Below are 23,568 nucleotides of genomic sequence, written 5' to 3' on the forward strand. Positions count from 1 at the left end.
GACTGCGTGAAGTAGGTGACGGCCATTCCTGTAGCTTCACATACTGCCACCATTTCTCGTCTCACCACAGCTCCGTCACCTTGGTAGCTGTCCCAGCCGTCTTCTAGATCGAGCCAGTCAATGTACACTCTATGATCGGGACCGTCCAGTGCTGGCCGGTCACGCTGACGGGCGACGACGGCATCGCGTATCCGCTCGTGATGGTCGGCCCGGTGGCGGTCGACCCAGAGCGGCAGCGCGACGGGGTCGGCCGGATGCTGATGACCCACGCGCTGCGCGCCGCGCATGTCGGCGGGCTTGACGGGGCGATGATGCTGATCGGCGATCCGGAATATTATGGCCGTTTCTTCGGTTTTACCGCGGAACGGACCGCGGGGTGGCGGTTGCCGGGGCCGGTGGAGCGGCACCGGTTGCTGGCGAAGGGTGAAGGGGTGCCGGCGGGTGCGGGGACGCTGGGGCCGGCGGTGGTCAGGACTGTTCGTTCCGCCTGAAATCGCGCAAAGTATCTACCCCTGTTCTCCCGCGAAGGCGGAAGCCCAGGGTTACACAGGTCATCGCTTTTGGCCCCCGGGCCTCCGCGTTCGCGGGGGAACGGCGTATAGCTTGGCAGGGTAATCCGATTCATATCCGGCAAGGCCACCCAACCTGCCCGCTTTACGCACCCGTACGTCGTCCCTACCTGCGGGATATGCCGATGGACGAGTTGCCCGATCTCGCGACCCTGTCGCTGCCGGAAATCGCCGTTTTGGTCGAACAGCAGCGTCTGCCTCCGGTCGAGCGCTGGAACCCGACGCATTGCGGCGACAGCGAGATGCGGATCGCGCGCGACGGGACCTGGTTCCACCAGGGCAGCCCGATCGGCCGGCCAGCCATGGTGCGGCTGTTCTCGACGATCCTGCGGCGCGAGGCGGACGGCGGCTACGTCCTGGTCACGCCGGTCGAGAAGCTGGACATCGTCGTCGACGATCTGCCCTTTCTCGCGGTCGAGCTGAAGGCGGAGGGGTCGGGCCGCGACACCGCGCTGGCGTTCCGGCTGAATACCGGCGAACTCGTCGCCGCCGACGATTCGCACCCGCTCGCCTTCGAGGAGGGTCCGGACGGCCCCCTGCCCTCGATTCTCGTCCGCGGCGGGCTGTCGGCGCGGATCGTGCGGCCGGTCTATTACGAGCTGGCGGCACTGGCGATCGGCGAGGGCGCGGAGCCCGCGGGCGTGTGGAGCGGCGGCCTGTTCTTCGCGCTGACGCCCGGGGCGTGACGGCGCATACGCTTGCCGAGCGCCTGGCGACCGCATTGGCGCACGGCGCGGAGGACGGACCCGTGCTGCTGACGAGCGACCATCACGACCTCGACCTGCGCGGCAGCGAGACGCTGCTGCCCGCCGCCGTCCTCGTTCCCGTCACCGACCGCGCATCGCCCGGCATCATCCTGACGCAGCGCACCGACACGCTGCGCAGTCATGCCGGGCAGATCGCCTTTCCCGGCGGGCGGATCGACCCGGAGGACGCCAACGCCGTCGCCGCCGCCTTGCGCGAGGCTGAGGAGGAGATCGGACTACCCCGATCCGCCGCCACGATCATCGGCACCGCGGATGTCTATCGCACCGGCACCGGGTTCGAGGTGACCCCCGTCGTCTGCGTCGTTCCGCCCGACCTGCCCTATCGCGCCAACCCGATCGAGGTGGCGGCGATATTTGAGGTGCCGCTCAACTTCCTGCTCGATACCGCCAATCATCTGGAGGCCGCATCGGAATGGCAGGGGCATGTCCGGCATTATTACGAGATCAACTGGGGCGACCGCCGGATCTGGGGCGCGACCGCGGCGATGATCGTCAACCTGGCGCGGCGGCTGCGATGGGCGTGATCCTGCCAGACGCCCCGTGGCGGGCGCGCGAAGGACTGGCGATGCTGGCGGCGGCGCTTGGCGCGGGGGACGGCGACACGCGGATCGTCGGCGGTGCGGTGCGCGACACGCTGCTCGGGATCGACGTCGCCGATATCGATCTCGCCACCAGGCTGCTGCCCGACGACGTACTCGACCGGTTGCGCGCGGCGAACATCCGCGCGGTGCCGACGGGGATCGCGCACGGGACGATCACCGCGGTGCTGCCATCCGGTCCGGTCGAGATCACCACGCTGCGCCGCGATGTCGCGACCGATGGCCGCCACGCGGTGGTCGCGTTCAGCGACGACTGGCGCGAGGATGCGGCGCGGCGCGATTTCACGATGAACGCGCTGTACGCCGATCCGGCGAGCGGCGAAGTCTTCGATCATTTCGGCGGTCTGGACGATCTGGCAGCGGGCCGCGTACGCTTCATCGGCGATCCCTTGCAGCGGATCGCGGAAGATCATCTGCGGATCCTGCGCTTCTTCCGGTTCCATGCGCGGTTCGGTGATTCGATCGATGCGGAGGGCCTTGCCGCATGCATCGCGCGCGCCAACGACCTGATGGCGCTGTCGCGCGAACGGATCGCCGGCGAGGTGCTGCGGCTGCTGGTCGCGCGCCATGCGGTGGCGGTGGTCGGGATGATGATCGAGCGTGGCATCCTGCGCGCGGCGTTACCGGAGATCGACGCGGCCGGCGTCGACCGGTTCGCCGCATTGGCGGACCGCGAGGCGGCGGCCGGTATCGCCCCCGACGCGCTGCGCCGACTCGCCGCGCTGATCCCCGCCGGGGATGCGGAAAGCGTCGGCGCACGGCTGCGACTGTCGAACGCGGATCGCAAGAGGCTGATCGCGGCGACATCGGGGGCGGGGGACGAGGGACCGCTGGCGCTTGCCTACCGGTTCGGCGAAAGGGCGGCGATCGACCGGTTGCTGCTGGCGGGGGCCGATACCGCGAGCGTCGTCGGCCGGGTGCCGCCGTCGTTGCCGTTGTCGGGCGGGGCGTTGGTCGCGCGCGGATTGTCGAAAGGGCCGCAGGTCGCGGCGGCGTTGAAGGTCATCGAAACGCGGTGGATCGGCGAAGGCTTTCCCGACGCCGCGCGCGCGGGTCAGATCGCGGACGAGGTCGTCGCGGCGGAACTGGCGCACGCGAAGGCATAGGCCGCGTCCGCTTCCAGGGGCCGCGCATAGATATAGCCCTGGCCATAGGTGCAGCCGAGCGCGGCGAGCGTCTGGCCCAGCTCGACCGTCTCGATCCCCTCCGCGGTGGTCTGCATCCCGAGCGCCCGCGACAGCGACAGCACCGCGCGGACGATCGCGATCTTGTCGCGGTCCGCCAGCATCCCGGTCACGAAACTGCGGTCGATCTTCAATATGTCGATCGGCAGCTTCTGCAGATAGGCGAGGTTCGAATAGCCGGTCCCGAAATCGTCCATCGCCAGCGTCGCGCCCAGCGCCTTCAGCGCCTGCATCGTGCGCGTCACCCGGTCCGGATCGGTGACGATCGCGCTTTCGGTCAGCTCCAGCGTGAAACGTTCGCCGTGCAGCCCATGCGCCGTCAGCGCGCGTTCGACGACCGGCGCGATCGCGTCGCGCTGCAGCTGGATCGCGGACAGATTGACCGCCAGCCGCATCCCGCAATCCCCGCCGGCCATTATGTCCCACGCTGCCAGCGTCCGCGCCGCCTCGTCGATCGCCCAGCGGCCGAGCGGGACGATCAGCCCCGATTCCTCCGCCACCGGAATGAAGTCCGACGGCGCATGGTCGATTCCGTCATCGTCGGTCCAGCGCGCCAACGCCTCGAACGACACGATCGCCCCGGTCGCGAGATTGCAGATCGGCTGATAGGTCAGGCGAAGCGCGCGGTTCTCGATCGCGCGGCGAAGCGATGTCTCCATCCCGAACTGCTTGCGCGCGATGACGAACGCATCGGGCTGGTAGCTTTCGCTCTGCCCGCTTTCCTTCGCGCGTTTCACCGCGAATTGCGCGTGGCGGATCATCTCCTCGGCATCGTCGCCCTCGTCCGCACCGTACGCAATGCCGATCGAGCATTCGACGCCGATCTCGTAATCGGTCAGGCGGAACGGCGACGACAGCGCGCGCTGGATACGACCGGCGAGATGATGCGCCTCCACCCGTTCTTCGTCGATCGTCATCAGGATGCCGAATTCGTCCCCGCCGATCCGCGCCAACAGGTCGCACGATCGAAGTGCCCCCTTGATCCGGCGCGCGACGGTGATCAGCAATTCATCCCCGACGAGCGAGCCAAGACACGCGTTCAGTCGCCCGAACCGCGCGAGGTCGACGACCAGCAGCGCGTGCCGCGCGCGGTCGCCATGCACTTCCTCGATCACGGTGCCGAACCCCTCGCGGTTTGGCAGGCCGGTCAGGCTGTCGGTCGTCATCTCGCGCCGCAGGCTGCGTTCGGTATGGCGCTGCGACGTCTGGTCGATCAAGGTCATCACGCAGCGATCGCATGGCGGCAGTTCCGGCCGGACCAGGTTGACGCCATAATGCCGCAAATCGATCAGTTCGCCGACGCTCCACGGAAAATCGGTGTGCATCACATCCGAATCGAGGAATTCACCCAATTTCTGGCGCAACGTCTCCATCGCATCCGAACGACCCTCGACCGCCCCGAGCCCGGCACCGCGAAAGGCGGCATTGGGTTGCTCCAGCACCAGCCGCCCGCCATGCCGCGCGACGACGACGGCCGGTACCGGCATCAGATCGAGCATTCGCTCCATCGGATCGGTGACCGGCAAGGGCGGTAAAGCCTTGATGGTGCGAGCGAAGACCATTGGGGCAGCGTTAGCAGCCCGTTGGTTAAATCCGTCTGAAACCGGGATGGATAGCGTTGTCAGGGGCCGTTCATGCTCCCTCCCGTTACGGGAGGGAGCAATCAGCCGAACCGATTGTCCCGCGGGAAGCCGGTCGGCGGCATCCGGCCCGCCGCGCCGCGCGCCGCGCGCCACAGGCCGAGATCGGGTTCGCTCCGCACCCGCCCGCTGCCGCCGCCCATCGGCCAGCTGAGCCCGTCCGCGAACACGAACGTCACCGCGTCCGCCAGCCCGCCGTCACGGTAGCGTTGCAGCTGCGCGCCCTGCCCGCGCGACAATTCGGGCAGCTCGGCGAGCGGGAAGACCAGCATCTTGCGGTTGTCGCCGATCACCGCGACATAGTCGTGGCCCCCCGGGATGGGCCGGACGACGACAAGGTGCGCGTCCGCCCGCGGGGTCATCACCGTCTTCCCCTTGCGCGTCTCCGCAACGACATCCGCCGCCGGCACCAGGAATCCGCGTCCGTCCGACGCCACCACCAGCAGCTTCGTCAGCTTGCGTGCGGGCAGCAGCGCGACGATCCCGGTGCCGCCGTCGAGATCGACCATCGCCCGCACCGGCTCGCCGAACCCGCGCCCGCCCGGCAACCTGTCCGCGCCAAGCGTGTAGAAGCGCCCGTTCCCTGCCGCGAGCAGCAGCTTGTCGGTGGTCTGCGCATGGAAGGCGAAGGCGGGGCCGTCGCCCTCCTTGAACTTCAGCGTCTCGCCCCCCCCGTTCTTGGCTGCGGCGAGATCGACATGACCCCGCATCGCCCGGATCCAGCCGCGCTGCGACAGGATCACGGTGACCGGTTCACGCTCGATCATCGCCTCCATCGGGATTTCGCGCGCAGGGGCAGCTTCCGCAATCGTCGTGCGCCGCTTGCCGAGCACCGTCTCCGGCCCGTAGCGGTCACGCAGCTTCGTCATGTCGCGCTTCATTCGCGTGCGCTGCTTCTTCGGGTCCGCCAGCAAAGCGGTCAGGCCCGCCTGCTCCTTGTCCAGCTTGTCCCGCTCGGTCTTGATTTCGAACTCTTCGAGCCGGCGCAGACTTCTCAGCCGCATGTTCAGGATCGCCTCCGCCTGCCGGTCGGTCAGGCTGAACTCGGCCATCATGACCTGCTTCGGCTCGTCCCCGGTCCGGATGATCTCGATGATCCGGTCGAGGTTGAGATACGCGATCAGATACCCGTCGAGCAGCTCGATCCGGTCCGCGATCTTGGCCAGCCGGTGTTCGGTCCGCCGGGTCAGCACCACGAACTGGTGATCGACCCACGCCCCCAGCGCCTGGGCAAGGCTCATGACGCGTGGCGTGCGGTCCTTGTCCAGCACGTTGAGGTTCAAGGGCACGCGCACTTCGAGATCGGTCAGGCGGAACAGCCCGTCCATCATGATCTCCGCATCAACCGTGCGGCTGCGCGGTTCCAGCACGAGCCGGATCAGTTCGTCCGACTCGTCGCGGACATCGGCCAAAATCGGCAGCTTCCTGTCGTTGATCAGGTTCGCGATCTGCTCGATCAGCTTGCCCTTCTACACCCCGTAGGGGATTTCGGTGACGACCGCGGTCCAGCCGCCGCCCTTCTCGCGCTCGATCGACCAGCGCGCGCGCACCCGGAAGCCGCCGCGCCCGGTGACATAGCTTTCGCGGATCACCGCCGGGGCATCGACCACCAGCCCGCCGGTCGGGAAATCCGGGCCTTTCACGAATGCCAGGATCGCGTCGTCGGCGGCGTCGCGATCATCGACCAGCAGCATCGCCGCATCCATCAGCTCGGCGGCGTTATGCGGCGGGATGCTCGTCGCCATCCCGACCGCGATCCCCGCCGCGCCGTTCGCGAGCAGGTTGGGGAACAGCCCGGGGAACAGTTCGGGCTCCTGCTCCTCGCCATTATACGTAGCGCGGTAATCGACCGCATCCTCGTCGAGCCCGTCCATCAGGTCGATCGCGACCTGCGTCAGCCGGGCCTCGGTATAGCGATACGCCGCCGCGTTATCGCCGTCGATATTGCCGAAATTGCCCTGCCCATCGACGAGCGGATACCGCATCGCGAAGCCTTGCGCCAAGCGCACCATCGCGTCGTAGACCGACTGGTCGCCATGCGGGTGGTATTTGCCGATGACGTCGCCGACGACGCGCGCGCATTTCTTGTACCCCTGCGCCGGATCGAGCCGCAGCAGCCGCATCGCCCACAGCAACCGCCGGTGAACCGGCTTCAGCCCGTCGCGCACATCGGGCAGCGACCGCGCGGTGATCGTCGACAGCGCATAGACGAGATACCGCTCCGACAGCGCACTGTCGAACGGCGCATCCACGATCGCGTCGAAGGGGTCTTTGAAGTCGGTGGGCATTGGTTGGAATGCGATAGCAAGCGCCACACGTTCCGTCACCCCGGGCTTGTCCCGGGGTCCATCGTGCCCCAAGCCCAGCAGCCGACGAACGCGCGGCACGATGAATACCGGGACGAGCCCGGCATGACGGAAAGGGCAATCGCGGTTAAGCACGTAGTATACGCCGCCCCCCTCGCCCTCCTCGCCGCGTTCGCGCTAAGCCTCCCTGCGATGGCCGCCGCCTCGTTCCACCCCCTGACCTGGCCAGACGCCACGACGGCATAGCGGTCTGGAACATCGACTATCGCGGCGTCGACCGCGCGAGCGGCGGCTATCCCGGCACCTTTCAGGATACCGCCGCTGCGGCGGACCTGCTGGCTAAGGACGCAGCGCAATACCATCTCGACACGCGAAGGATCGTCGCGGTCGGGCATTCGGCAGGCGGGCATCTCGCCTTGTGGCTGGCAGCCCGCCCAAAGCTTCCCGGGACCAGCGTCCTTCACACCGTGCACCCGATCCGCATCGACCATGTCATCAGCCTCGGCGGCCTGCCCGATCTGGAAGCGACCGCGCGCAGTCCCGACAATGGCTGCGGCACCGACGTCGTCGCGAAGCTGGTCGGCAAGCCCACCCGCACCCGCCGCGACGTCTATGCCGACACCTCGGTCCCCCGCCTGTTGCCGCTCCACTTCCCCCAGGCCCTTGTCAACGGCCGCGAGGATAAGATCATCCCCTACCGGATGGCTACTGGCTACTGGCTATGTCGCTCAGGCGACGAAGGCGGGCGACCATGTCGTGCTGCACAGCGTGCCCAACACCGGCCATGTCGAACTGGTCGCACCGGAGACGGCGGCCTGGGCGCGGACGAAGCGGTTGGTGCGGGTGGCACTGCACCTCCCGTCGCCCCGGCTCAAGGCCGGGGTGACGAGGAAGGAGAAGGATCAAAGAGGGGCGTCCCGGTGTCTCTTGCCGCGGGCCATCGTTTCCACTACGTTACATGTAACGAAAATCGAGAGGCTGTACTATGCCAACCCCCGTTACCCAGCGTGTCGGAAAGCGCCGCGAGGCGCTTCGTGCCGCCGGTCTGCGGCCGATCCAGATATGGGTGCCCGATACGCGCCGTCCCGGCTTCGCGGAGGAATGCCGCCGCCAGTCGCGTCTCGTCGCGCTGGATGATGCCGACGATTCCGATCTTCAGGGCTTTCTCGACGCCGCTCTTCTCGATCTGGGGTCAGAGGACCTCACTTGACGCGCGGCGATCTCGTCACGATCGCGCTGTCCGGCGATTTCGGCAAACCGCGCCCCGCGGTCGTCATCCAGTCCGACCAATTCGACGAGACCGGGACGATCACCGTTCTCCTGCTATCGGGAACGCTGGTCGATGCCCCGCTGATCCGCATATCGGTCGAGCCGAACCCCGACAACGGGTTGAAGATCGGTTCTGAGATCATGATCGACAAAGCCATGTCGGTCAGGCGCGACAAGATCGGATCCACGATCGGGCGGCTGAATGCCGACCAGATGTTAGCGGTGACACGGGCACTCGCATTGTTTTTCGCGATCGCCTGACCGCTGTCCTACAGCGTCATATCATGCTCTGCTCACGACCATGGCCGCTATCCGTCCCCACCCTCGCTCGGAACCCCGCCGCCGCCATGCGGAAAGGCAATTCCGGCGCCGACATGCCGTGTGGTTCGTCCACTTCCGCGGCTTCGACTCGGGGAAGTGGAGGCACGCATGGCACGCCTCCACTTCCTCCACTTCCGCGGTCGTCCCGCCGCGATTGCACCCCGCCCCCTCCGGCGATATAGCGCCGCATCCTTCGCCCCGGCGCGCTTGCCAGCGCCGCCGGGGCTGCTCGTTTCCAGGGGAACCGCCGATGGCTCGTCGCCGCCAGATCTACGAGGGCAAGGCCAAGATCCTCTACGAGGGGCCCGAACCCGGCACGCTGATCCAGTATTTCAAGGACGACGCCACCGCCTTCAACGCGCAGAAGAAGGGCACGATCAACGGCAAGGGCGTGCTGAACAACCGGATCAGCGAGCATATCTTCACGCTGCTCGACATGATCGGCGTGCCGACGCACTTCATCCGCCGGCTGAACATGCGCGAACAGCTGATCCGCCAGGTCGAGATCGTGCCGATCGAGGTCGTGGTGAGGAACGTCGCCGCGGGATCGCTGTCGAAGCGGCTGGGGATCGAGGAAGGCACCAAGCTGCCGCGCACGATCATCGAATATTATTACAAGGACGATGCGCTCGGCGATCCGATGATCTCCGACGAACATATCGCGGCGTTCGGCTGGGCCAGCCAGGAGGAGATGCACGACATCGCCGACCTGGCGATCCGGGTGAACGATTTCCTGTGCGGGCTGTTCGCCGGGGTCGGCATCCGGCTGGTCGATTTCAAGCTGGAATTCGGGCGCATCTGGGACAACGACTATGGCCGGATCATCCTGGCCGACGAGATCAGCCCCGACGGGTGCCGCCTGTGGGACATGGAATCGAACGAGAAGATGGACAAGGACCGCTTCCGCCAGGATCTGGGCGGCGAGGCCGAGGCGTATCAGGAGGTCGCGCGGCGGCTGGGCCTGATGCCGGAGGGCGAGGACAATGCGGTGCTCGACCTGGAAAAGCACCGCAAGAGCCGGGGCAAGTAGGATGAAGCTCAAGGTCTTCGTGACGCTGAAACCGGGCGTGCTCGACCCGCAGGGCAAGGCGATCCATCATGCGCTGGGTGGGCTGGGCTTTGCGGGCGTCAACGACGTGCGGCAGGGCAAGCTGATCGAGCTGGACGTCGCGGACGATACCGACGACGCCGCGATCGACGGCATGTGCCGCAAGCTGCTGGCGAACACGGTGATCGAGAATTACCGGGTGGAACGAGCGTCGCCAGGAAAAGTGGGAACCGGTTTTCGGTCCGGCGACGCGACAACGAAAGAATCTTTCTGATGAAGACCGCGGTCGTCGTCTTTCCGGGATCGAACTGCGACCGCGACCTGGCGGTGGCGTTGCGCGCGGTGACGGGCGTGGCACCGGTGATGGTGTGGCACGGCGACAGCGAATTGCCGGACGGCATCGGCCTGGTCGCGGTGCCGGGTGGGTTCTCATACGGCGACTATCTGCGCTCCGGCGCGATCGCGGCACGGTCGCCGATCATGCGCGCGGTGGTCGAGGCGGCGGGGAAGGGCTTGCCAGTACTGGGTGTGTGCAATGGCTTCCAGGTGCTGACCGAGGCGGGGCTGCTGCCCGGCGCGCTGATGCGCAACGAGGGGCTGAACTTCGTCTGCCGCGACGTGGCGCTGACGGTGGAGAATGCGCAGTCCGCCTTCACCAGCCGATATGACGCCGGCGAGACGATCCGGATCCCCGTCGCGCATCACGACGGCAATTACTTCGCCGACGCCGACACGCTCGACCGTATCGAAGGCGAAGGGCGCGTTGCGTTCCGCTACGGCGAGCAGGTCAACGGATCGGCCCGCTCGATCGCCGGGCTGCTCAACGATGCCGGCAACGTGCTGGGCATGATGCCCCATCCCGAACGCATGATCGAGGCCGCGCATGGCGGGACGGACGGGCGACGGCTGTTCGAGGGGCTGCTGGAGACCGTCGGCGCCTGAGCGCTGTCCTACAACGCGGCGGTATGCCATGTCCGCCCGGCTCTTTGATAGCGTCGATCCTACATTCGACCGCGCCCCGGCGGGCGCGCCCGATCAGACGCGCGTCCGGAACGGCGAGAAGTCCGTGCCGCGGTCGAAGACGTCCACCCCCTCGACCCGCTTGAGCCAGCCCACGACCGCATAGGTCACCGGTGTCAGCAAAATCTCCCACCCGACTTTCAGCGCCCATTGCGTGAAGAGGACGATGACCACGAGGTGCGTCGTCCACCCCACCGCCCCCAGAAAGGCAAGCGGGTAGAAGATCGCGCTGTCCACCGCCTGGCCGAATACCGTTGATCCGATGGTGCGCGTCCACAGATGCCGGCCCCCGGTCCAGATCTTCATCCGCGCCAGGACGTAGGAATTGACGAATTCGCCCGCCCAGAACGCACAGACGCTGGCGAAGACGATCCGCGGCACCTGGCCGAACACCGTCTCGTACGCCGCCTGGTTGGTCCATGACGGCGCGGGCGGCAGCGCGACGACGACCCAGGCCATGAACGCCATGAAGACGGTCGCGCCGAACCCCGCCCAGATCACCCGCCGTGCCCGGGCATAGCCATAGACCTCGGTCAGGATGTCGCCGATGACGTAGCTGACGGGGAAGAACAGGATGCCCGCGCCGAACGGCCATGGCCTGATCCCCGGCAGCGTCACCACCGCGACCTTGCCCGCGCCGATGACGTTCGACAGCAGCAGGATAGCGACGAACGCCGCCATGACGAAGTCGTAATAGCGGAACTGCCCGCCCGGAATGTCCCCCGCGACGATCCGCCGCTCTGCCTCTTGTTCCATGCGTCCGACTATGATCGCGGTTCCGTCCCCGCGCAATCCGCGCTAATCGGCCCCGGCGCGCGCCCGTAGCTCAGATGGATAGAGCACGAGCCTTCTAAGCTTGAGGTCGCTGGTTCGAGGCCAGCCGGGCGCGCCATCACACCGCGACGGGCGCGGAAATGGCCGGGTGCGGATCGTAGTCCTCGATCGCGAAATCCTCGATGCGGTAATCGAACATGCCCTCCGGCCGTCGCCCGATCCGCAGCCGGGGTTCACCGCGCGGGGTGCGGGCGAGTTGTTCGGCGACGAGATGTTCGTGGTTCAGATACACATGCGCATCGCCCGCGCTCCACACCAGTTCGCCGGGCAGCAGGTGGCATTGCTGCGCCAGCATCCGGATCAGCAAGGCGGCGGAGAACGCATTGAACGCGAAGCCGAGCCCGAGGTCGCACGAGCGCTGCCACAGCATCCCCGACAGGCGGCCGCCCGCGACATGGAACTGATATGTCATATGGCAGGGTGGCAGTGCCATCGCATCCAGTTCCGCTACGTTCCAGCCTGTGAACAACAGCCGCCGCGAGGTCGGGTTGTGACGGATGCCTTCGACCAGCGCGGCGATCTGGTTGATGCCGGAACCACGGCGGAACAGGCCGTTGCCCGCCGGTTCGTACGTGTCCCAATCGACCCATTGCTTGCCATAGACCGGCCCGAGATCGCCCCATTGGGCGGCGAAGACCTCGTCCGCCAGGATGCGCGCCTCGAACGCGTCGCGGTCGATCACCTCCCCCGTTTCACGCCGATAGCGATCGAGCGGCCAGTCGGTCCAGATGTGCACCTTCTGCCGGACCAGTTCGCGGATGTTGGTGTCGCCGGTCAGAAACCACAGCATCTCCCGTGCCGCGGTCTTCCACGCCACCCGCTTGGTTGTCAGCAGCGGCACGCGGTCCTCGGACAGATCGAAGCGCATGGTCGGTCCGAACAGCGACCGGGTGCCGACGCCGGTGCGGTCGCGGCGTTCGTCGCCATGCGTCCATACGTGGCGCAACAGCGACAGATATTGATGCTCGAAATGCGCCGGCTCGGTCATCGGCCTTCGGTAGAACGGCGTTGATGAGTCGGCTAGCCGCCGCGCCGTTTCCGCCGAAACGGCCGCGGTTGGCCGTGCATCGGTCGCCTCCCGCCGACACGCTCGGCCATGTCGCCCGACGCCGATCCGTTTGCGCGCGCCTGTGCGGCGCTGCTGGTCGGGATCGTCGACCCGCACCGCGAGATCGCGGCGATCGGATATTTCGATCCGGAATGGCGGCTTCTCGGCCGGCGGCGCGTCGTGGGCACCGCGACGCATATCGCGTTGCCGATCCGGACCATCGTCGCCGACGCGCTGGCGTTCGGCGCACGAGACGTAGTCATCGCGCATGGCCATCCGAGCGGCGATCCGGCGCCGAGCATGGCGGACATCGCCTATACCCGGCTGCTCGCGCGGACGCTGGCGGCGATCGAAATGCGACTCGCGGATCATCTGATCGTCACGCCCGACGGCACGACCGGGCTGCGCGCGCTCGGGCTGCTGTGAGGGAGTTAACCGGTCCATAAGGGCTCGCCGTTATCCAACGTACCCTGACCAGGGGGTCACGGGCGCGGCGCGATGCAGAGACAGTCAATGCTGGTCGTGTTCGGGCTGGTGTTCAGCACGTCGTGCGTGCCGCAGCCTGTGAACCTGACCGCATCCCGGACCAGCCAGCCGATTGCGGACGCGCAGCCCCTGCTCCGCAAGCTCGATCTGACGGTTTCCCCCGACGATACCGCCCCGTCGACCACCGCCGCGCTGGCGTTCGCACGCAGTGATTTCGATGGTGCTCCGCCGTTCCTGGCGGCGATGCGGAGCGACGAGGATGCCCGTCGCGCGACCGATTGCCTGACCCGGGCGGTTTATTACGAAGCGCGTTCCGAACCCGTCGATGGCCAGCGCGCGGTAGCGCAGGTCGTGCTGAACCGCGTGCGCGACCGCGCCTTTCCGCACAGCGTCTGCGGCGTGGTGTTCCAGGGATCGGAACGCCGTACCGGCTGTCAATTCTCGTTCACCTGCGACGGATCGATGAACCGCCCCCTCCAGCCCGCAGCATGGGACCGCGCGCGCATCGTCGCGCAGGCGGCGCTGGGGGGCAGCGTCTATGCCCCGGTGGGCTCGGCGACGCACTACCATGCCAATTATGTCTCGCCCTGGTGGGCCCCCAGCCTGATGCGGATCGGTACGGTGGGATCGCACATCTTCTACCGCTGGCGCGACGCGCTGGAGCGGGCGCTGGCGTTCCGGCAGGACTATGGCGGCAGCGAACCCGGGGTGGCGGCCGCTACCGCCGTCGTCGCCTCGAACGCGAGGACCTCCGGCGTGCTGGTTCATTATGCGAGCGGCAGCACCGGCGGCGGGCCGAGCGGCGGCGCGGCGGCGACCCCACTCGCCGCGCTGGCCACCGAGGGAAGCGTGATGATCCACCGCGGCCCGGCGACCGCGACGGCTGCGCCGCGGCGAATGACCGCGGCGGCGGGCGTTCACGTCCATATGGGCACCCCAGACCATGCCCCGTCGTCCGAAGCCGGCGACGGCACCACGGCATCCGGTTCGGCGGCGGGCGACAGCACCACCTGATCGTCGTTCCCGCGTTGTGTCGGCATCGATCGATGCGGCTTGTGTCTTCATGGTTCCTCGTTCTACCAACGCCTCGTCGAACAAGGGGGCATCATGGCAGGAACGATCCGCGGGCAGGTGATCCGCACCGCGCTGGGTCTGGCGAGCGCCATCGCGCTGGCCGCATGTACCGGGAGCGACGATCATCCGAAGTCGGCCGCCGGTGCCGCGCCAGCAAAGGCACCGGGGCCTGGTATCGGCAAGGGCTATGCCCATGATCCATACCCCTCGACCTACAAAGCCTATCCGGGCGTGCCGACATTGGTCAGGAACGTCACCATCTTCGACGGCGAGGGTGGCCGGATCGACGGCGGATCGGTGTTGTTCGCCGAAGGCAAGATCGTCGCGCTGGGCCAGACCGTACCTGTGCCCGCCGGTGCCGCCGTCATCGATGGCGCGGGCAAATGGGTGACCCCCGGCGTCATCGATATCCACAGCCATCTGGGCGACTATCCGAGCCCCGCCGTCCGCGCGAACAGCGACGGCAACGAGGCGACGGCCCCCGTTACCGCAGAAGTCTGGGCCGAACACAGCATCTGGCCGCAGGACCCCGGCTTCAGCCGCGCGCTGACCAATGGCGGGGTGACGACGCTGGAGATCCTGCCCGGCTCGGCAAACCTGTTCGGCGGCCGGTCGGTCGTGCTGAAGAACGTCTATGCCCGTACCACGCAGGGCATGAAGTTTCCCGGCGCGCCCTACGGCCTGAAGATGGCATGCGGCGAAAATCCGAAGCGCGTCTATGGCAGCAAGGGCCGCGAACCCTCGACCCGCATGGGCAACATCGCGGTCGACCGCATGACCTGGGCGAAGGCGGTCGAATATAAACGCAAATGGGACAAGTACGAGCGGGACGGCGGCGAACCGCCTTCACGTGACATCCAGATGGATACGTTGCGCGGCGTGCTGGACGGTGAAATCCGGGTGCAGAACCACTGCTACCGTTCCGACGAGATGGCCAACGTCATCGATATGTCGAAGGAATTCGGCTATCACGTCGCGGCATTTCACCACGCGGTCGAGGCGTACAAGATCGCCGACCTGCTGAAGGCGAACGACATCTGCGCCGCGGTCTGGTCCGACTGGTACGGGTTCAAGATGGAGAGCTTCGATGGCATCCGGGAGAATCTGGCGCTGCTGCAAAAGGCCGGCACCTGTGCGATGATCCATTCGGATGACGAGAACGGCATCCAGCGGCTCAACCAGGAAGTCGCCAAGGCGCTCGCCGCGGGACGGCGTGCGGGGATCGATATCCCGGATGCGGTGGCGTGGCAGTGGCTGTCGTACAACCCGGCAAAGGCGCTCGGCATCGAACAGCGCACCGGCAGCCTGAAGCCGGGCAAGATGGCGGACGTGGTGCTGTGGAACGGCAATCCGTTCAGCGTCTATACCCGGCCCGAAAAGGTCTGGATCGACGGCGCGCTGCTCTACGACGCCAGCGACCCGGCACGACGGCCGGTATCCGATTTCGAGCTTGGCCAGCCGGGCATGGGAGACGTGAAGTGAAGGCGCTCGTGCTCGCAGCCGCCGCGATGATCTCCGCACCCGTATCCGCGCAGACGGTCGCCGTCGTCGGCGGGACGCTTGCGATCGGCGATGGTAGCCAGCCTGTCGCGAACGGCACGGTCGTCTTCCGCGACGGTCGAATCGTCGCCGCCGGCGCAAGCGTCGCGATACCGGCGGGCGCGACCGTCGTCGATGCACATGGCAAATGGATCGCCGCCGGGATCGTCGCGGGCTTCACCAATCTGGGGCTGGTCGATGCGGACGGCGTCGAGGAAAGCAACGACGAACGCGCCGGCAAATCGCCGTTCAACGCCGCGATCGACATCGCACCGTGGATCAACCCTTCGGCGGACGTGATCGGTAACGAGCGCCTGGGCGGCGTTACGCGTGCGGTCGTCGCGCCGGGCAGCGCAGGGTCGATCTTCGCTGGTCAGGGCGCGGTCATCGATCTCGGCTCGGGCGCAGCGCCGGTGACCAAGGCGCGTGCATTCCAGTATGTCGAACTGGGCGAGGATGGTGGACGTCAGGCAGGTGGCAGCCGCCCTGCCGCCTTCGCGATGTTCCGCGATGCGCTGGCGCAGGCGGCGGATTATCGCCGTTCGCCGGCAAGCTTCGGGGGTCGCGAAAAGGATTCGCTGCTGAAGCGCGGCGATGCGGAGGCATTGCTGGCGGTGATCGACGGCCGTACGCCGTTGCTGGTCCATGTCGAGCGGGCCAGCGATATTCTCGCGGTGCTGGCTCTCCCTGCGACCTATCCCAAACTGCGGCTTATCCTGCTCGGCGCGACCGAGGGATGGACGGTGGCGCCCCAGATCGAGGCCGCGCATGTCCCCGTGATCGCCGCGGCGATCGCCGATCTGCCCGCGGCGTTCGAAAAGGTCGCCGCAACCGAATCGAACGTCGGACGAATGACGCGTGCGGGTATCCCGGTCGCGATCTCTACCGTCGGCGCGAACACGGCACCGGGCGAGCACATATTGACGCAGCTGGCCGGCAATCTCGTGGGCTTCGCGAAGCTGCCGGGCGCGACCGGGCTCGATTGGGGTCAGGCGTTCGCGACGATCACCTCGAAGCCTGCCCAGGCGATGGGGATGGACGGCGAGATCGGCTCGCTCCGTCCCGGCCGCCGTGCGGACGTAGTGTTGTGGGACGGCGATCCGCTGGAATTGTCGTCGAACACCGTCGCGATCTGGATCGATGGCCGCGCTCAGCCGATGACGTCGCGCCAGACCCAGTTGCGCGACCGGTACCGCGTGCCGGGCGAGGGCGCATTGCCCAAGGCGTATGAGCATTGAGTTCGTGTACGCACGCCGATCGATAATCCGCCGCCCCGGCCTTGCGCCGAGGTGTATCGTGCCCCGAATTCATGCGCGTCAGGATGCGCTGCATGATGAATGCGGGACGAGCCGGGCATGAGGGAGGCGGTCGGCCCGACGGCACCGACGAAGCCGGGCGAGCGGCGTCGATATAAAAACTCGTTCGAACGCGGGTGATCGATGTAGCATTGGCATCGGCGATGACGACCCTGACCCATCTCGACCGCCTCGAGGCGGAGAGTATCCATATCCTGCGCGAAGTCGTCGCCGAGGCAGAGCGGCCGGTGATGCTGTATTCGGTCGGCAAGGATTCGGCGGTCATGCTGCATCTGGCGAAGAAGGCGTTCTTCCCCGCCCCCCCGCCCTTCCCGTTGCTGCATGTCGATACGACGTGGAAATTCCGCGCGATGTACGAATTGCGCGAGCGGGCGGCGGCGGATGCGGGGATGGTGCTGATCGTACACCGTAATCCCGACGCGATCGCGCAAGGGATCAACCCGTTCGATCACGGCGCGCGCCATACCGATCTGTGGAAGACGGAAGGACTGAAACAGGCGCTCGACCAGCATGGCTTCGACGCAGCGTTCGGCGGCGCGCGGCGCGACGAGGAAAAATCCCGCGCGAAGGAACGCGTCTTCAGCTTCCGCTCCGCTACCCACCGCTGGGACCCCAAGCAACAGCGGCCCGAACTCTGGTCGCTCTACAACGCGCGCAAGAACAAGGGCGAGAGCGTTCGCGTCTTCCCGCTGTCGAACTGGACCGAACTGGACGTCTGGCAATATATCCAGGCGGAGGGGATCGAGATCGTACCACTTTATTTTGCCGCGCCGCGCCCGACCGTGGAGCGCGACGGCATGCTGCTAATGGTGGACGACGACCGTTTCCGCCTTTTGCCCGGCGAGGTGCCGTTCGAACGATCGATCCGCTTCCGAACGCTCGGCTGCTATCCGCTGACCGGCGCGTTCGAGAGCCGGGCGACGACATTGCCGGAGGTCATCCAGGAGATGCTGCTGACTACGACCTCCGAACGCCAGGGTCGTGCGATCGACCACGATCAGGCGGCTTCGATGGAGAAGAAGAAGCGGGAGGGGTATTTCTGATGGTATCTTCTTCCCCCCTCCCGCAAGCAGGAGGGGCCGGGGGTGGGCGCTCGCTCACGTCCGATACCAAACTAGCCCAAAAGGACGCGGTTACCGCAAACGGGCCGCCCGCCGATAGCGAGCGCCCACCCCTCGATCCCCACCCGCTCGCGCGAGGGGAGGAAGAAGGGACGTACACCCCCGACCCCCTCATCGCTGCCGACATCGACGCCTATCTTCGTCAGCACCGCAACAAGTCGCTGCTGCGGTTCATTACCTGCGGTTCGGTCGACGACGGGAAGTCGACGCTGATCGGTCGCCTGCTTCACGACACGCGGGCGATCTTCGCCGACCAGCTGGCCGCCCTGGAAGCGGACAGCAAGCAGATGGGAACGCAAGGCGAAGCGATCGATTTCGCACTGCTGGTCGACGGATTGGCGGCGGAGCGGGAGCAAGGCATCACGATCGACGTTGCCTACCGCTTCTTCGCGACCGATCGACGCAAGTTCATCGTCGCCGACACGCCGGGCCACGAACAATATACCCGCAACATGATAACCGGCGCGTCTACCGCAGACTTGGCGGTGATCCTGATCGATGCGCGCAAGGGCGTGCTGACCCAGACGCGGCGGCATAGCTATCTCGCGCATCTGATCGGCATCCGGCAGGTCGTGCTGGCGGTCAACAAGATGGACCTGGTTGATTACGACCAAGCCACATACGACGCGATCGTCGCGGATTACCGGACGTTCGCCGATGGTATCGGGATAGGACACTTTACCCCGATCCCGATCTCGGGCTTTCGCGGAGACAATATCGCCAACGCCTCCGACGCGATGCCCTGGTATGACAGCCCGACGCTGATCGCGCATCTGGAGACTGTACCGGTGTATGCGGACGCGGACCGGGCAAAGCCGTTCGCGATGCCGGTGCAATGGGTCAACCGCCCAGATCTGGATTTCCGCGGGTTCGCGGGGACGATCGCAGGCGGTGCCGTCGCCCCGGGCGACGCGGTTCGGATATTGCCGTCGGGCAGGACGAGCTGCATAGCGCGGATCGTCACCGCGGACGGAGATTTGGCCAGCGCGGTCGCCGGGCAATCGGTGACGCTGACGCTGGCGGACGAGGTCGATTGCTCGCGCGGCGACATCATCGCGGCCGCGGGCGATCCCCCGCAGGTTGCCGACCGGTTCGAGGCGACGATCGTCTGGATGGCGGACGAGCCGTTGATCCCGGGGCGCGCCTACGCGTTCAAATCGGCGACGCAGACCGTCTCCGCGACCGTGCACCCGCCCAAATATCAGATGAACGTCAACACGCTGGAGCAATTGGCGGCGAAGACGCTGGATCTGAACGCGATCGGCGTCGCGGAGATCGCGACCGATCGGCCGATCGTATTCGCGCCCTATGCCGACAGCCGGACGCTGGGCGGGTTCATCCTGATCGACAAGGCGACCAAGGCCACCATCGCGGCCGGGATGATCCGGTTTGGCCTTAGGCGGGCGCAGAACGTCCACTGGCAGGCGCTCGACGTCGGTCGCGAGGATCTGGCCCGGATCAAGAACCAATCGCCACGGGTGCTGTGGTTCACCGGTCTGTCGGGCGCGGGCAAGTCGACGATCGCCAATCTCGTTGCCAAGAAGCTGCACCGGATGAACCGGCACGCCTTCCTGCTGGACGGCGACAATGTCCGCCACGGGCTGAACAAGGATCTGGGCTTCACGGAAGCCGACCGGATCGAGAATATCCGCCGCGTCGGCGAAGTGGCGAAGCTGATGGCCGATGCCGGGCTGATCGTCATCACCGCGTTCATCTCGCCGTTCCGCGCGGAACGCGATATGGTCCGCGCGATGCTGCCGCCCGGCGAGTTCGTCGAAATCCATATCGATACCGCGCTGGACGAGGCGGAGCGGCGCGACGTGAAGGGGTTGTATGCGAAGGCGCGGGCAGGACAGCTGAAAAACTTCACGGGGATCGACAGCCCCTATGAAGCCCCAGACGCACCCGATATCCGGATCGACACCGCCGCGATCACCCCGGAGGAAGCCGCCGACCTGATCGTCGATCACATCATACCGTGATGCGCCACCGGGCGTAGATCGCCGCGATTGCCGATGACAGGCGGAGCCGCCGCGCCTATGCCTGCGGGTGTGGAAACACTGCGGAGCATGATCAAGGGTCATATGCCAGCTGCATGTCTGCTGCTGACGCTGACCTTGTGCATGAAACTGGTGATCCCGATCGGCTTCATGCCGCTGCTGTCGAACGATCGCGTCGAACTGACGATCTGCGACGGCATGGTGCCCGCGATGGAACACGTGGCGATGCACGACGTGCACGACCATCATCACGGGCACGACGGTCCGACGAAGCCCGACGCCCCCTGCCCCTTCGCCGGCCTGAGTGCACCTGTGCTGGGCGGTACCGACCCGGTCCAGCTTGCGGTGGCGCTGGCCGCGATCCTGATCGCCGGCCTGTTCGCCGCCACCAGCGCACGGTTGCAGACCGCTGGCCATTTGCGGCCGCCGCTCCGGGGCCCACCCATCCTGGGTTGACCAGCCGGCGACGACGATCGCCCGTCGATCTATCGTGCTTGCTCTATCCCGCCCGGCCCATGGCCGGTGTTCCCGATACGCGCGACCCTGTTCGCGCCAGGTCCAGGTGTACCCATGATCCCATTGTTCCGACTGGCCGCCGCGGCGTCCGGCCTCCCCATCATTGCGCTCGCATCGTCCGCGGCCGCGCAGACCGCCCCCACCGGGTCGCAAGCGGATATCCTCGTCGTCGCGGAGCGGCAGACGAAGGGCATCGACAACGCGCCGAACAGCAGCGCCGCCGTCACCGGCGATACGATCGCGACGACGGTCAACGCGCTGAACGTCGAGCAGGCGCTGAGATATCTGCCGTCGCTCGTCATCCGACAGCGGCACATCGGCGACACGCAAGCGCCACTCGCGACTCGTACATCGGGTTTGGGATCGAGTGCGCGCGGCCTGATCTATGCCGACGGCGCGCTGCTGTCCGCGCTGATCGGCAACAACAACACGATCGCGAGTCCGCGCTGGAGCCTGGTCAGCCCGCAGGAAATCGCGCGGATCGACGTGCTCTATGGTCCCTTTTCGGCAGCGTATCCGGGCAATTCGATCGGCGCAGTCGTTAACATTACGACGCGCCTGCCGGATCGGCTGGAGGGGACGATCACCGCGGGCACCAACGTCCAGCAATTCGATCAATACGCCACGCACGAGACGCTGCCCGCCTATCAGTTGGGCGCCACGATCGGCGACCGGTTCGGTCCGCTGGCGCTGTTCGCCAGCGTCGATCATGTCGTGAGCAACAGCCAGCCCCTGCTCTACGTCACCGCGCCCCGGCCCGCGCCCAGCATCATTGGCGCGCCGACGACCGGCGGGTTCGACGACCTTAATCGAACGGGTGCGCCGATCCGCGTGCTCGGCGCGAGCGGGTTCGAACATCAGGTGCAGAACCATTTGAAGCTGAAGGCCGCGCTCGACCTTACTCGGTCGATCCGACTGACCTATGTCGGCGGCCTCTTCCTGAACGACACGCAGGCGCATGCCGACAGCTATCTGACCACCGCCGCGACGGGGCTGCCCGCTTATGCCGGTACCTTCAGCATCGACGGCCGCGCCTACACCGTCGCGGCCAGCGCCTTTTCGGGCGGGGTCTACGATTATCAGGAACGTCACTGGAGCCATGCGCTGTCCGCTACCGGTAGCGGCGCGCGGTTCGACTGGCAGGTGATCGGCATACTCTACGATTTCGCGCACGACGTGCAGCGTATCCCGGCCACGGCCCTGCCGACCGCGCAGACCGGCGGCTCGGGGACGATCACGCGATTGGACGGCACTGGCTGGAAGACGCTGGATGCGAAGGGCGCGTGGCGGTCGGACGACGCGGCGACCAATACGCTCAGCTTCGGCGCGCATTACGACCAGTTCACGCTCAACAGCAATCGCTATGCGACGGCCGACTGGCTGCACGGCGGCGAAGGCGCACTGAATTTGCAATCGCAAGGCAAGACGCAGACCGCGGCGGTGTGGGCGCAGGACGCATGGGAATTGCTGCCCGCCGTGACGCTGACACTAGGCGGTCGCTACGAATGGTGGCGAGCTCATGACGGCATCAATGTCTCGCTGACCCCCGCGATCTCAGTCGTGCAGCCGGCTCGCGACGCGAACAACTTCTCCCCAAAGGCGTCGCTCGCATGGGATATCGGCCAGCGATGGACGTTGCGGGGATCGTTCGGCGAGGCGTACCGCTTCCCGACGGTCAGCGAACTTTATCAGGTCGTGACGACACAGGTCGGAGCCGCGGTGCCCAACCCCAACCTCCGCCCCGAACGCGCGATGTCGGAGGAACTGGCGCTCGAGCGGCATGACGATCATGGCACCGCACGGCTATCGCTATTCAACGAGCAGGTCCGCGATGCGCTGATTTCGCAGACCGGCATCCTGCCCTTGGTACCGGTGCAGGTCGGCACGTTCGTGCAGAATGTCGACCGCACGCTGGCGCGCGGCGTCGAACTCGCGGCACAGCACACCGATGTCCTGCCGCAAATCGATCTGTCGGGCAGCATTACCTATGCCGATGCCGAGACGCGCGCAGACGCCGCCTTCCCCGCGGCGATCGGCCGTCAGCTACCGTCGGTGCCGAAATGGAAGGCGACGCTGCTGGGGACCTGGCGTCCGACCGATCAGATCGCGCTGACCGCCGCGGGCCGCTATTCCAGCCGTAACTATGCCTCGCTCGATAATAGCGACGTCATCGGCAACACCTATCAGGGATTCTACCAATACATGGTCGTCGATCTGCGCGCCCAATTCCGGATCAACCAGCATTACGTTCTAGGCCTCGGTATCGATAATGTTGGCGACGACCGGTATTTCCTGTTCCACCCCTTCCCTCAGCGCAGTTTCCAGGCGGACCTGACATTGAAGCTGTAAGCGCGATCACTTCACCAGGAAGGGGATCGATATCTTGAACGACGATCCAGCCGCCATGCTGCCCTGCGGGCGGATACGGATATGCGTGACGGCGGATTCGGACGCGGTATCGTCGGCGGTCGGGATATAGGTCCAGGTAGCACCCCCGTCGGACGAGAAATCGACATTGTCCGTGGTGCTGGAAGAGGAGACATTGGAGACGGTCAGTCCCGATGCCGGGCTGCCGTCGGTCGTCTGCACGACGGTGCCCGACCCGGTACCGTCGCCGTCCGGCGCGACGATCGTGCGGTTCGCGACTGGCAGGACGACCGCCAGCGTGCCCAGATCGAGCGCGACGGTATCGGGGTTCCGATCGTGATCGAGGCACGGCGGCGGCTGCCGGGGATCGCCTTGGGGATCGGTGGTGCCCGATATTGCGTCCCATGTGGTGGTGGTCGCGACGAGCATCGTCGTCTGCTGCGGCGGCACGGCCAGCGTAAACGACATGGTCGCCGTCTTGCTACCAGCATCTAGGCTGTGGTGACGATTTAATTATTTGAGCCATAGCATGATGCTGGCGAGT

19 protein-coding genes, 1 tRNA gene and 4 pseudogenes are annotated in these 23,568 nt (G+C 66.5%); 19 read left to right on the plus strand and 5 right to left on the minus strand.

Annotated features, from left to right (window positions below):
* Window positions 1-131: 131 nt before the first annotated feature.
* The 4 genes and pseudogenes from ACFE7D_RS08490 to ACFE7D_RS08505 form a co-directional block, all read left to right on the plus strand.
* A pseudogene (locus ACFE7D_RS08490) lies at window positions 132-491 on the plus strand (GNAT family N-acetyltransferase); the annotation flags it as partial.
* Window positions 492-688: 197 nt separating this feature from the next.
* Window positions 689-1,255 (plus strand): DUF1285 domain-containing protein, encoded by a 567-nt coding sequence (locus ACFE7D_RS08495; RefSeq protein WP_375394994.1) that lies wholly within the window; start codon window positions 689-691, stop codon window positions 1,253-1,255.
* Window positions 1,252-1,860, plus strand: a complete 609-nt coding sequence (locus ACFE7D_RS08500) for a CoA pyrophosphatase (RefSeq protein WP_375394995.1) — start codon at window positions 1,252-1,254, stop codon at window positions 1,858-1,860. Before ACFE7D_RS08495 ends, ACFE7D_RS08500 begins: the two co-directional genes overlap by 4 nt.
* The gene (locus ACFE7D_RS08505; RefSeq protein WP_375394996.1) at window positions 1,851-3,041 is read left to right on the plus strand and encodes a CCA tRNA nucleotidyltransferase; all 1,191 of its coding nucleotides are present in this window, start codon (window positions 1,851-1,853) and stop codon (window positions 3,039-3,041) included. Before ACFE7D_RS08500 ends, ACFE7D_RS08505 begins: the two co-directional genes overlap by 10 nt.
* Here the strand turns inward: ACFE7D_RS08505 and ACFE7D_RS08510 are convergent.
* Together ACFE7D_RS08510 and parC are read right to left on the minus strand one after the other, a co-directional pair.
* Complete coding sequence (locus tag ACFE7D_RS08510) at window positions 2,990-4,681, minus strand: putative bifunctional diguanylate cyclase/phosphodiesterase (protein WP_375394997.1); 1,692 nt, start codon at window positions 4,679-4,681, stop codon at window positions 2,990-2,992. The genes ACFE7D_RS08505 and ACFE7D_RS08510 overlap by 52 nt on opposite strands.
* A 101-nt stretch (window positions 4,682-4,782) precedes the next feature.
* Window positions 4,783-7,047, minus strand: a pseudogene (gene parC / locus ACFE7D_RS08515) (DNA topoisomerase IV subunit A).
* A gap of 275 nt (window positions 7,048-7,322) precedes the next feature.
* On the opposite strand from parC, the pseudogene ACFE7D_RS08520 reads away from it, so the two are divergent.
* From ACFE7D_RS08520 to purQ, 6 genes and pseudogenes are all read left to right on the plus strand, one after another.
* Window positions 7,323-7,709, plus strand: a pseudogene (locus ACFE7D_RS08520) (alpha/beta fold hydrolase); the annotation flags it as partial.
* A 341-nt stretch (window positions 7,710-8,050) separates the two neighbouring features.
* Entirely contained in the window at window positions 8,051-8,275 is a 225-nt protein-coding gene (locus ACFE7D_RS08525; RefSeq protein ID WP_375394998.1) for an antitoxin MazE family protein, read from the plus strand.
* On the plus strand, window positions 8,272-8,595 hold the full coding sequence (locus ACFE7D_RS08530) for a type II toxin-antitoxin system PemK/MazF family toxin (protein ID WP_375394999.1): 324 nt from the start codon (window positions 8,272-8,274) through the stop codon (window positions 8,593-8,595). Before ACFE7D_RS08525 ends, ACFE7D_RS08530 begins: the two co-directional genes overlap by 4 nt.
* 310 nt (window positions 8,596-8,905) lie before the next feature.
* On the plus strand, window positions 8,906-9,685 hold the full coding sequence (purC, locus tag ACFE7D_RS08535) for a phosphoribosylaminoimidazolesuccinocarboxamide synthase (protein WP_375395000.1): 780 nt from the start codon (window positions 8,906-8,908) through the stop codon (window positions 9,683-9,685).
* Window position 9,686: 1 nt separating this feature from the next.
* Window positions 9,687-9,914: pseudogene (purS, locus tag ACFE7D_RS08540) on the plus strand (phosphoribosylformylglycinamidine synthase subunit PurS); the annotation flags it as partial.
* Between the two features lie 62 nt (window positions 9,915-9,976).
* Window positions 9,977-10,645 carry a phosphoribosylformylglycinamidine synthase subunit PurQ gene (gene purQ, locus ACFE7D_RS08545; protein WP_375395001.1) on the plus strand — a complete coding sequence of 223 codons (669 nt, stop codon included), beginning with the start codon at window positions 9,977-9,979 and terminating at the stop codon, window positions 10,643-10,645.
* 93 nt (window positions 10,646-10,738) lie between these two features.
* Here the strand turns inward: purQ and ACFE7D_RS08550 are convergent, their stop codons facing one another.
* Window positions 10,739-11,479, minus strand: a complete 741-nt coding sequence (locus ACFE7D_RS08550; protein ID WP_375395002.1) for a queuosine precursor transporter — start codon at window positions 11,477-11,479, stop codon at window positions 10,739-10,741.
* Window positions 11,480-11,538: 59 nt separating this feature from the next.
* On the opposite strand from ACFE7D_RS08550, the gene ACFE7D_RS08555 reads away from it, so the two are divergent.
* A tRNA-Arg gene (locus ACFE7D_RS08555) sits at window positions 11,539-11,615 on the plus strand.
* On the opposite strand, the gene thyA is transcribed toward ACFE7D_RS08555, so the two are convergent.
* On the minus strand, window positions 11,616-12,545 hold the full coding sequence (thyA, locus tag ACFE7D_RS08560) for a thymidylate synthase (RefSeq protein WP_375395003.1): 930 nt from the start codon (window positions 12,543-12,545) through the stop codon (window positions 11,616-11,618).
* 108 nt (window positions 12,546-12,653) lie between these two features.
* Here thyA and ACFE7D_RS08565 point away from each other — a divergent pair, with 108 nt between their 5' ends.
* From ACFE7D_RS08565 to ACFE7D_RS08600, 8 genes are all read left to right on the plus strand, one after another.
* Window positions 12,654-13,031 carry a JAB domain-containing protein gene (locus tag ACFE7D_RS08565; RefSeq protein ID WP_375395004.1) on the plus strand — a complete coding sequence of 126 codons (378 nt, stop codon included), beginning with the start codon at window positions 12,654-12,656 and terminating at the stop codon, window positions 13,029-13,031.
* 72 nt (window positions 13,032-13,103) lie between these two features.
* Window positions 13,104-14,105: a cell wall hydrolase gene (locus ACFE7D_RS08570; protein ID WP_375395005.1), complete on the plus strand. Its 1,002-nt coding sequence runs from the start codon at window positions 13,104-13,106 to the stop codon at window positions 14,103-14,105.
* Window positions 14,106-14,198: 93 nt separating this feature from the next.
* Window positions 14,199-15,647, plus strand: coding sequence for an amidohydrolase (locus ACFE7D_RS08575; protein WP_375395006.1), 1,449 nt, complete (start codon window positions 14,199-14,201; stop codon window positions 15,645-15,647).
* Window positions 15,644-16,942, plus strand: coding sequence for an amidohydrolase family protein (locus ACFE7D_RS08580; RefSeq protein ID WP_375395007.1), 1,299 nt, complete (start codon window positions 15,644-15,646; stop codon window positions 16,940-16,942). The genes ACFE7D_RS08575 and ACFE7D_RS08580 overlap by 4 nt, the downstream gene beginning before the upstream one ends.
* 197 nt (window positions 16,943-17,139) lie before the next feature.
* On the plus strand, window positions 17,140-18,063 hold the full coding sequence (gene cysD, locus ACFE7D_RS08585; RefSeq protein WP_375395012.1) for a sulfate adenylyltransferase subunit CysD: 924 nt from the start codon (window positions 17,140-17,142) through the stop codon (window positions 18,061-18,063).
* Window positions 18,063-20,123: a sulfate adenylyltransferase subunit CysN gene (gene cysN, locus ACFE7D_RS08590; protein ID WP_375395008.1), complete on the plus strand. Its 2,061-nt coding sequence runs from the start codon at window positions 18,063-18,065 to the stop codon at window positions 20,121-20,123. Before cysD ends, cysN begins: the two co-directional genes overlap by 1 nt.
* A 102-nt stretch (window positions 20,124-20,225) precedes the next feature.
* A complete protein-coding gene (locus ACFE7D_RS08595; protein WP_375395009.1) occupies window positions 20,226-20,597 on the plus strand; it encodes a hypothetical protein in 372 nt (123 codons plus the stop codon).
* Window positions 20,598-20,711: 114 nt separating this feature from the next.
* Window positions 20,712-23,006, plus strand: a complete 2,295-nt coding sequence (locus ACFE7D_RS08600) for a TonB-dependent receptor (RefSeq protein ID WP_375395010.1) — start codon at window positions 20,712-20,714, stop codon at window positions 23,004-23,006.
* 6 nt (window positions 23,007-23,012) lie between these two features.
* Here the strand turns inward: ACFE7D_RS08600 and ACFE7D_RS08605 are convergent, their stop codons facing one another.
* Window positions 23,013-23,492 (minus strand): hypothetical protein, encoded by a 480-nt coding sequence (locus tag ACFE7D_RS08605; protein WP_375395011.1) that lies wholly within the window; start codon window positions 23,490-23,492, stop codon window positions 23,013-23,015.
* Between the last annotated feature and the right edge of the window lie 76 nt (window positions 23,493-23,568).

Origin of the sequence: uncultured Sphingomonas sp. (genome assembly GCF_964244235.1) — a bacterium.
Classification (GTDB): Bacteria; Pseudomonadota; Alphaproteobacteria; order Sphingomonadales; family Sphingomonadaceae; genus Sphingomonas.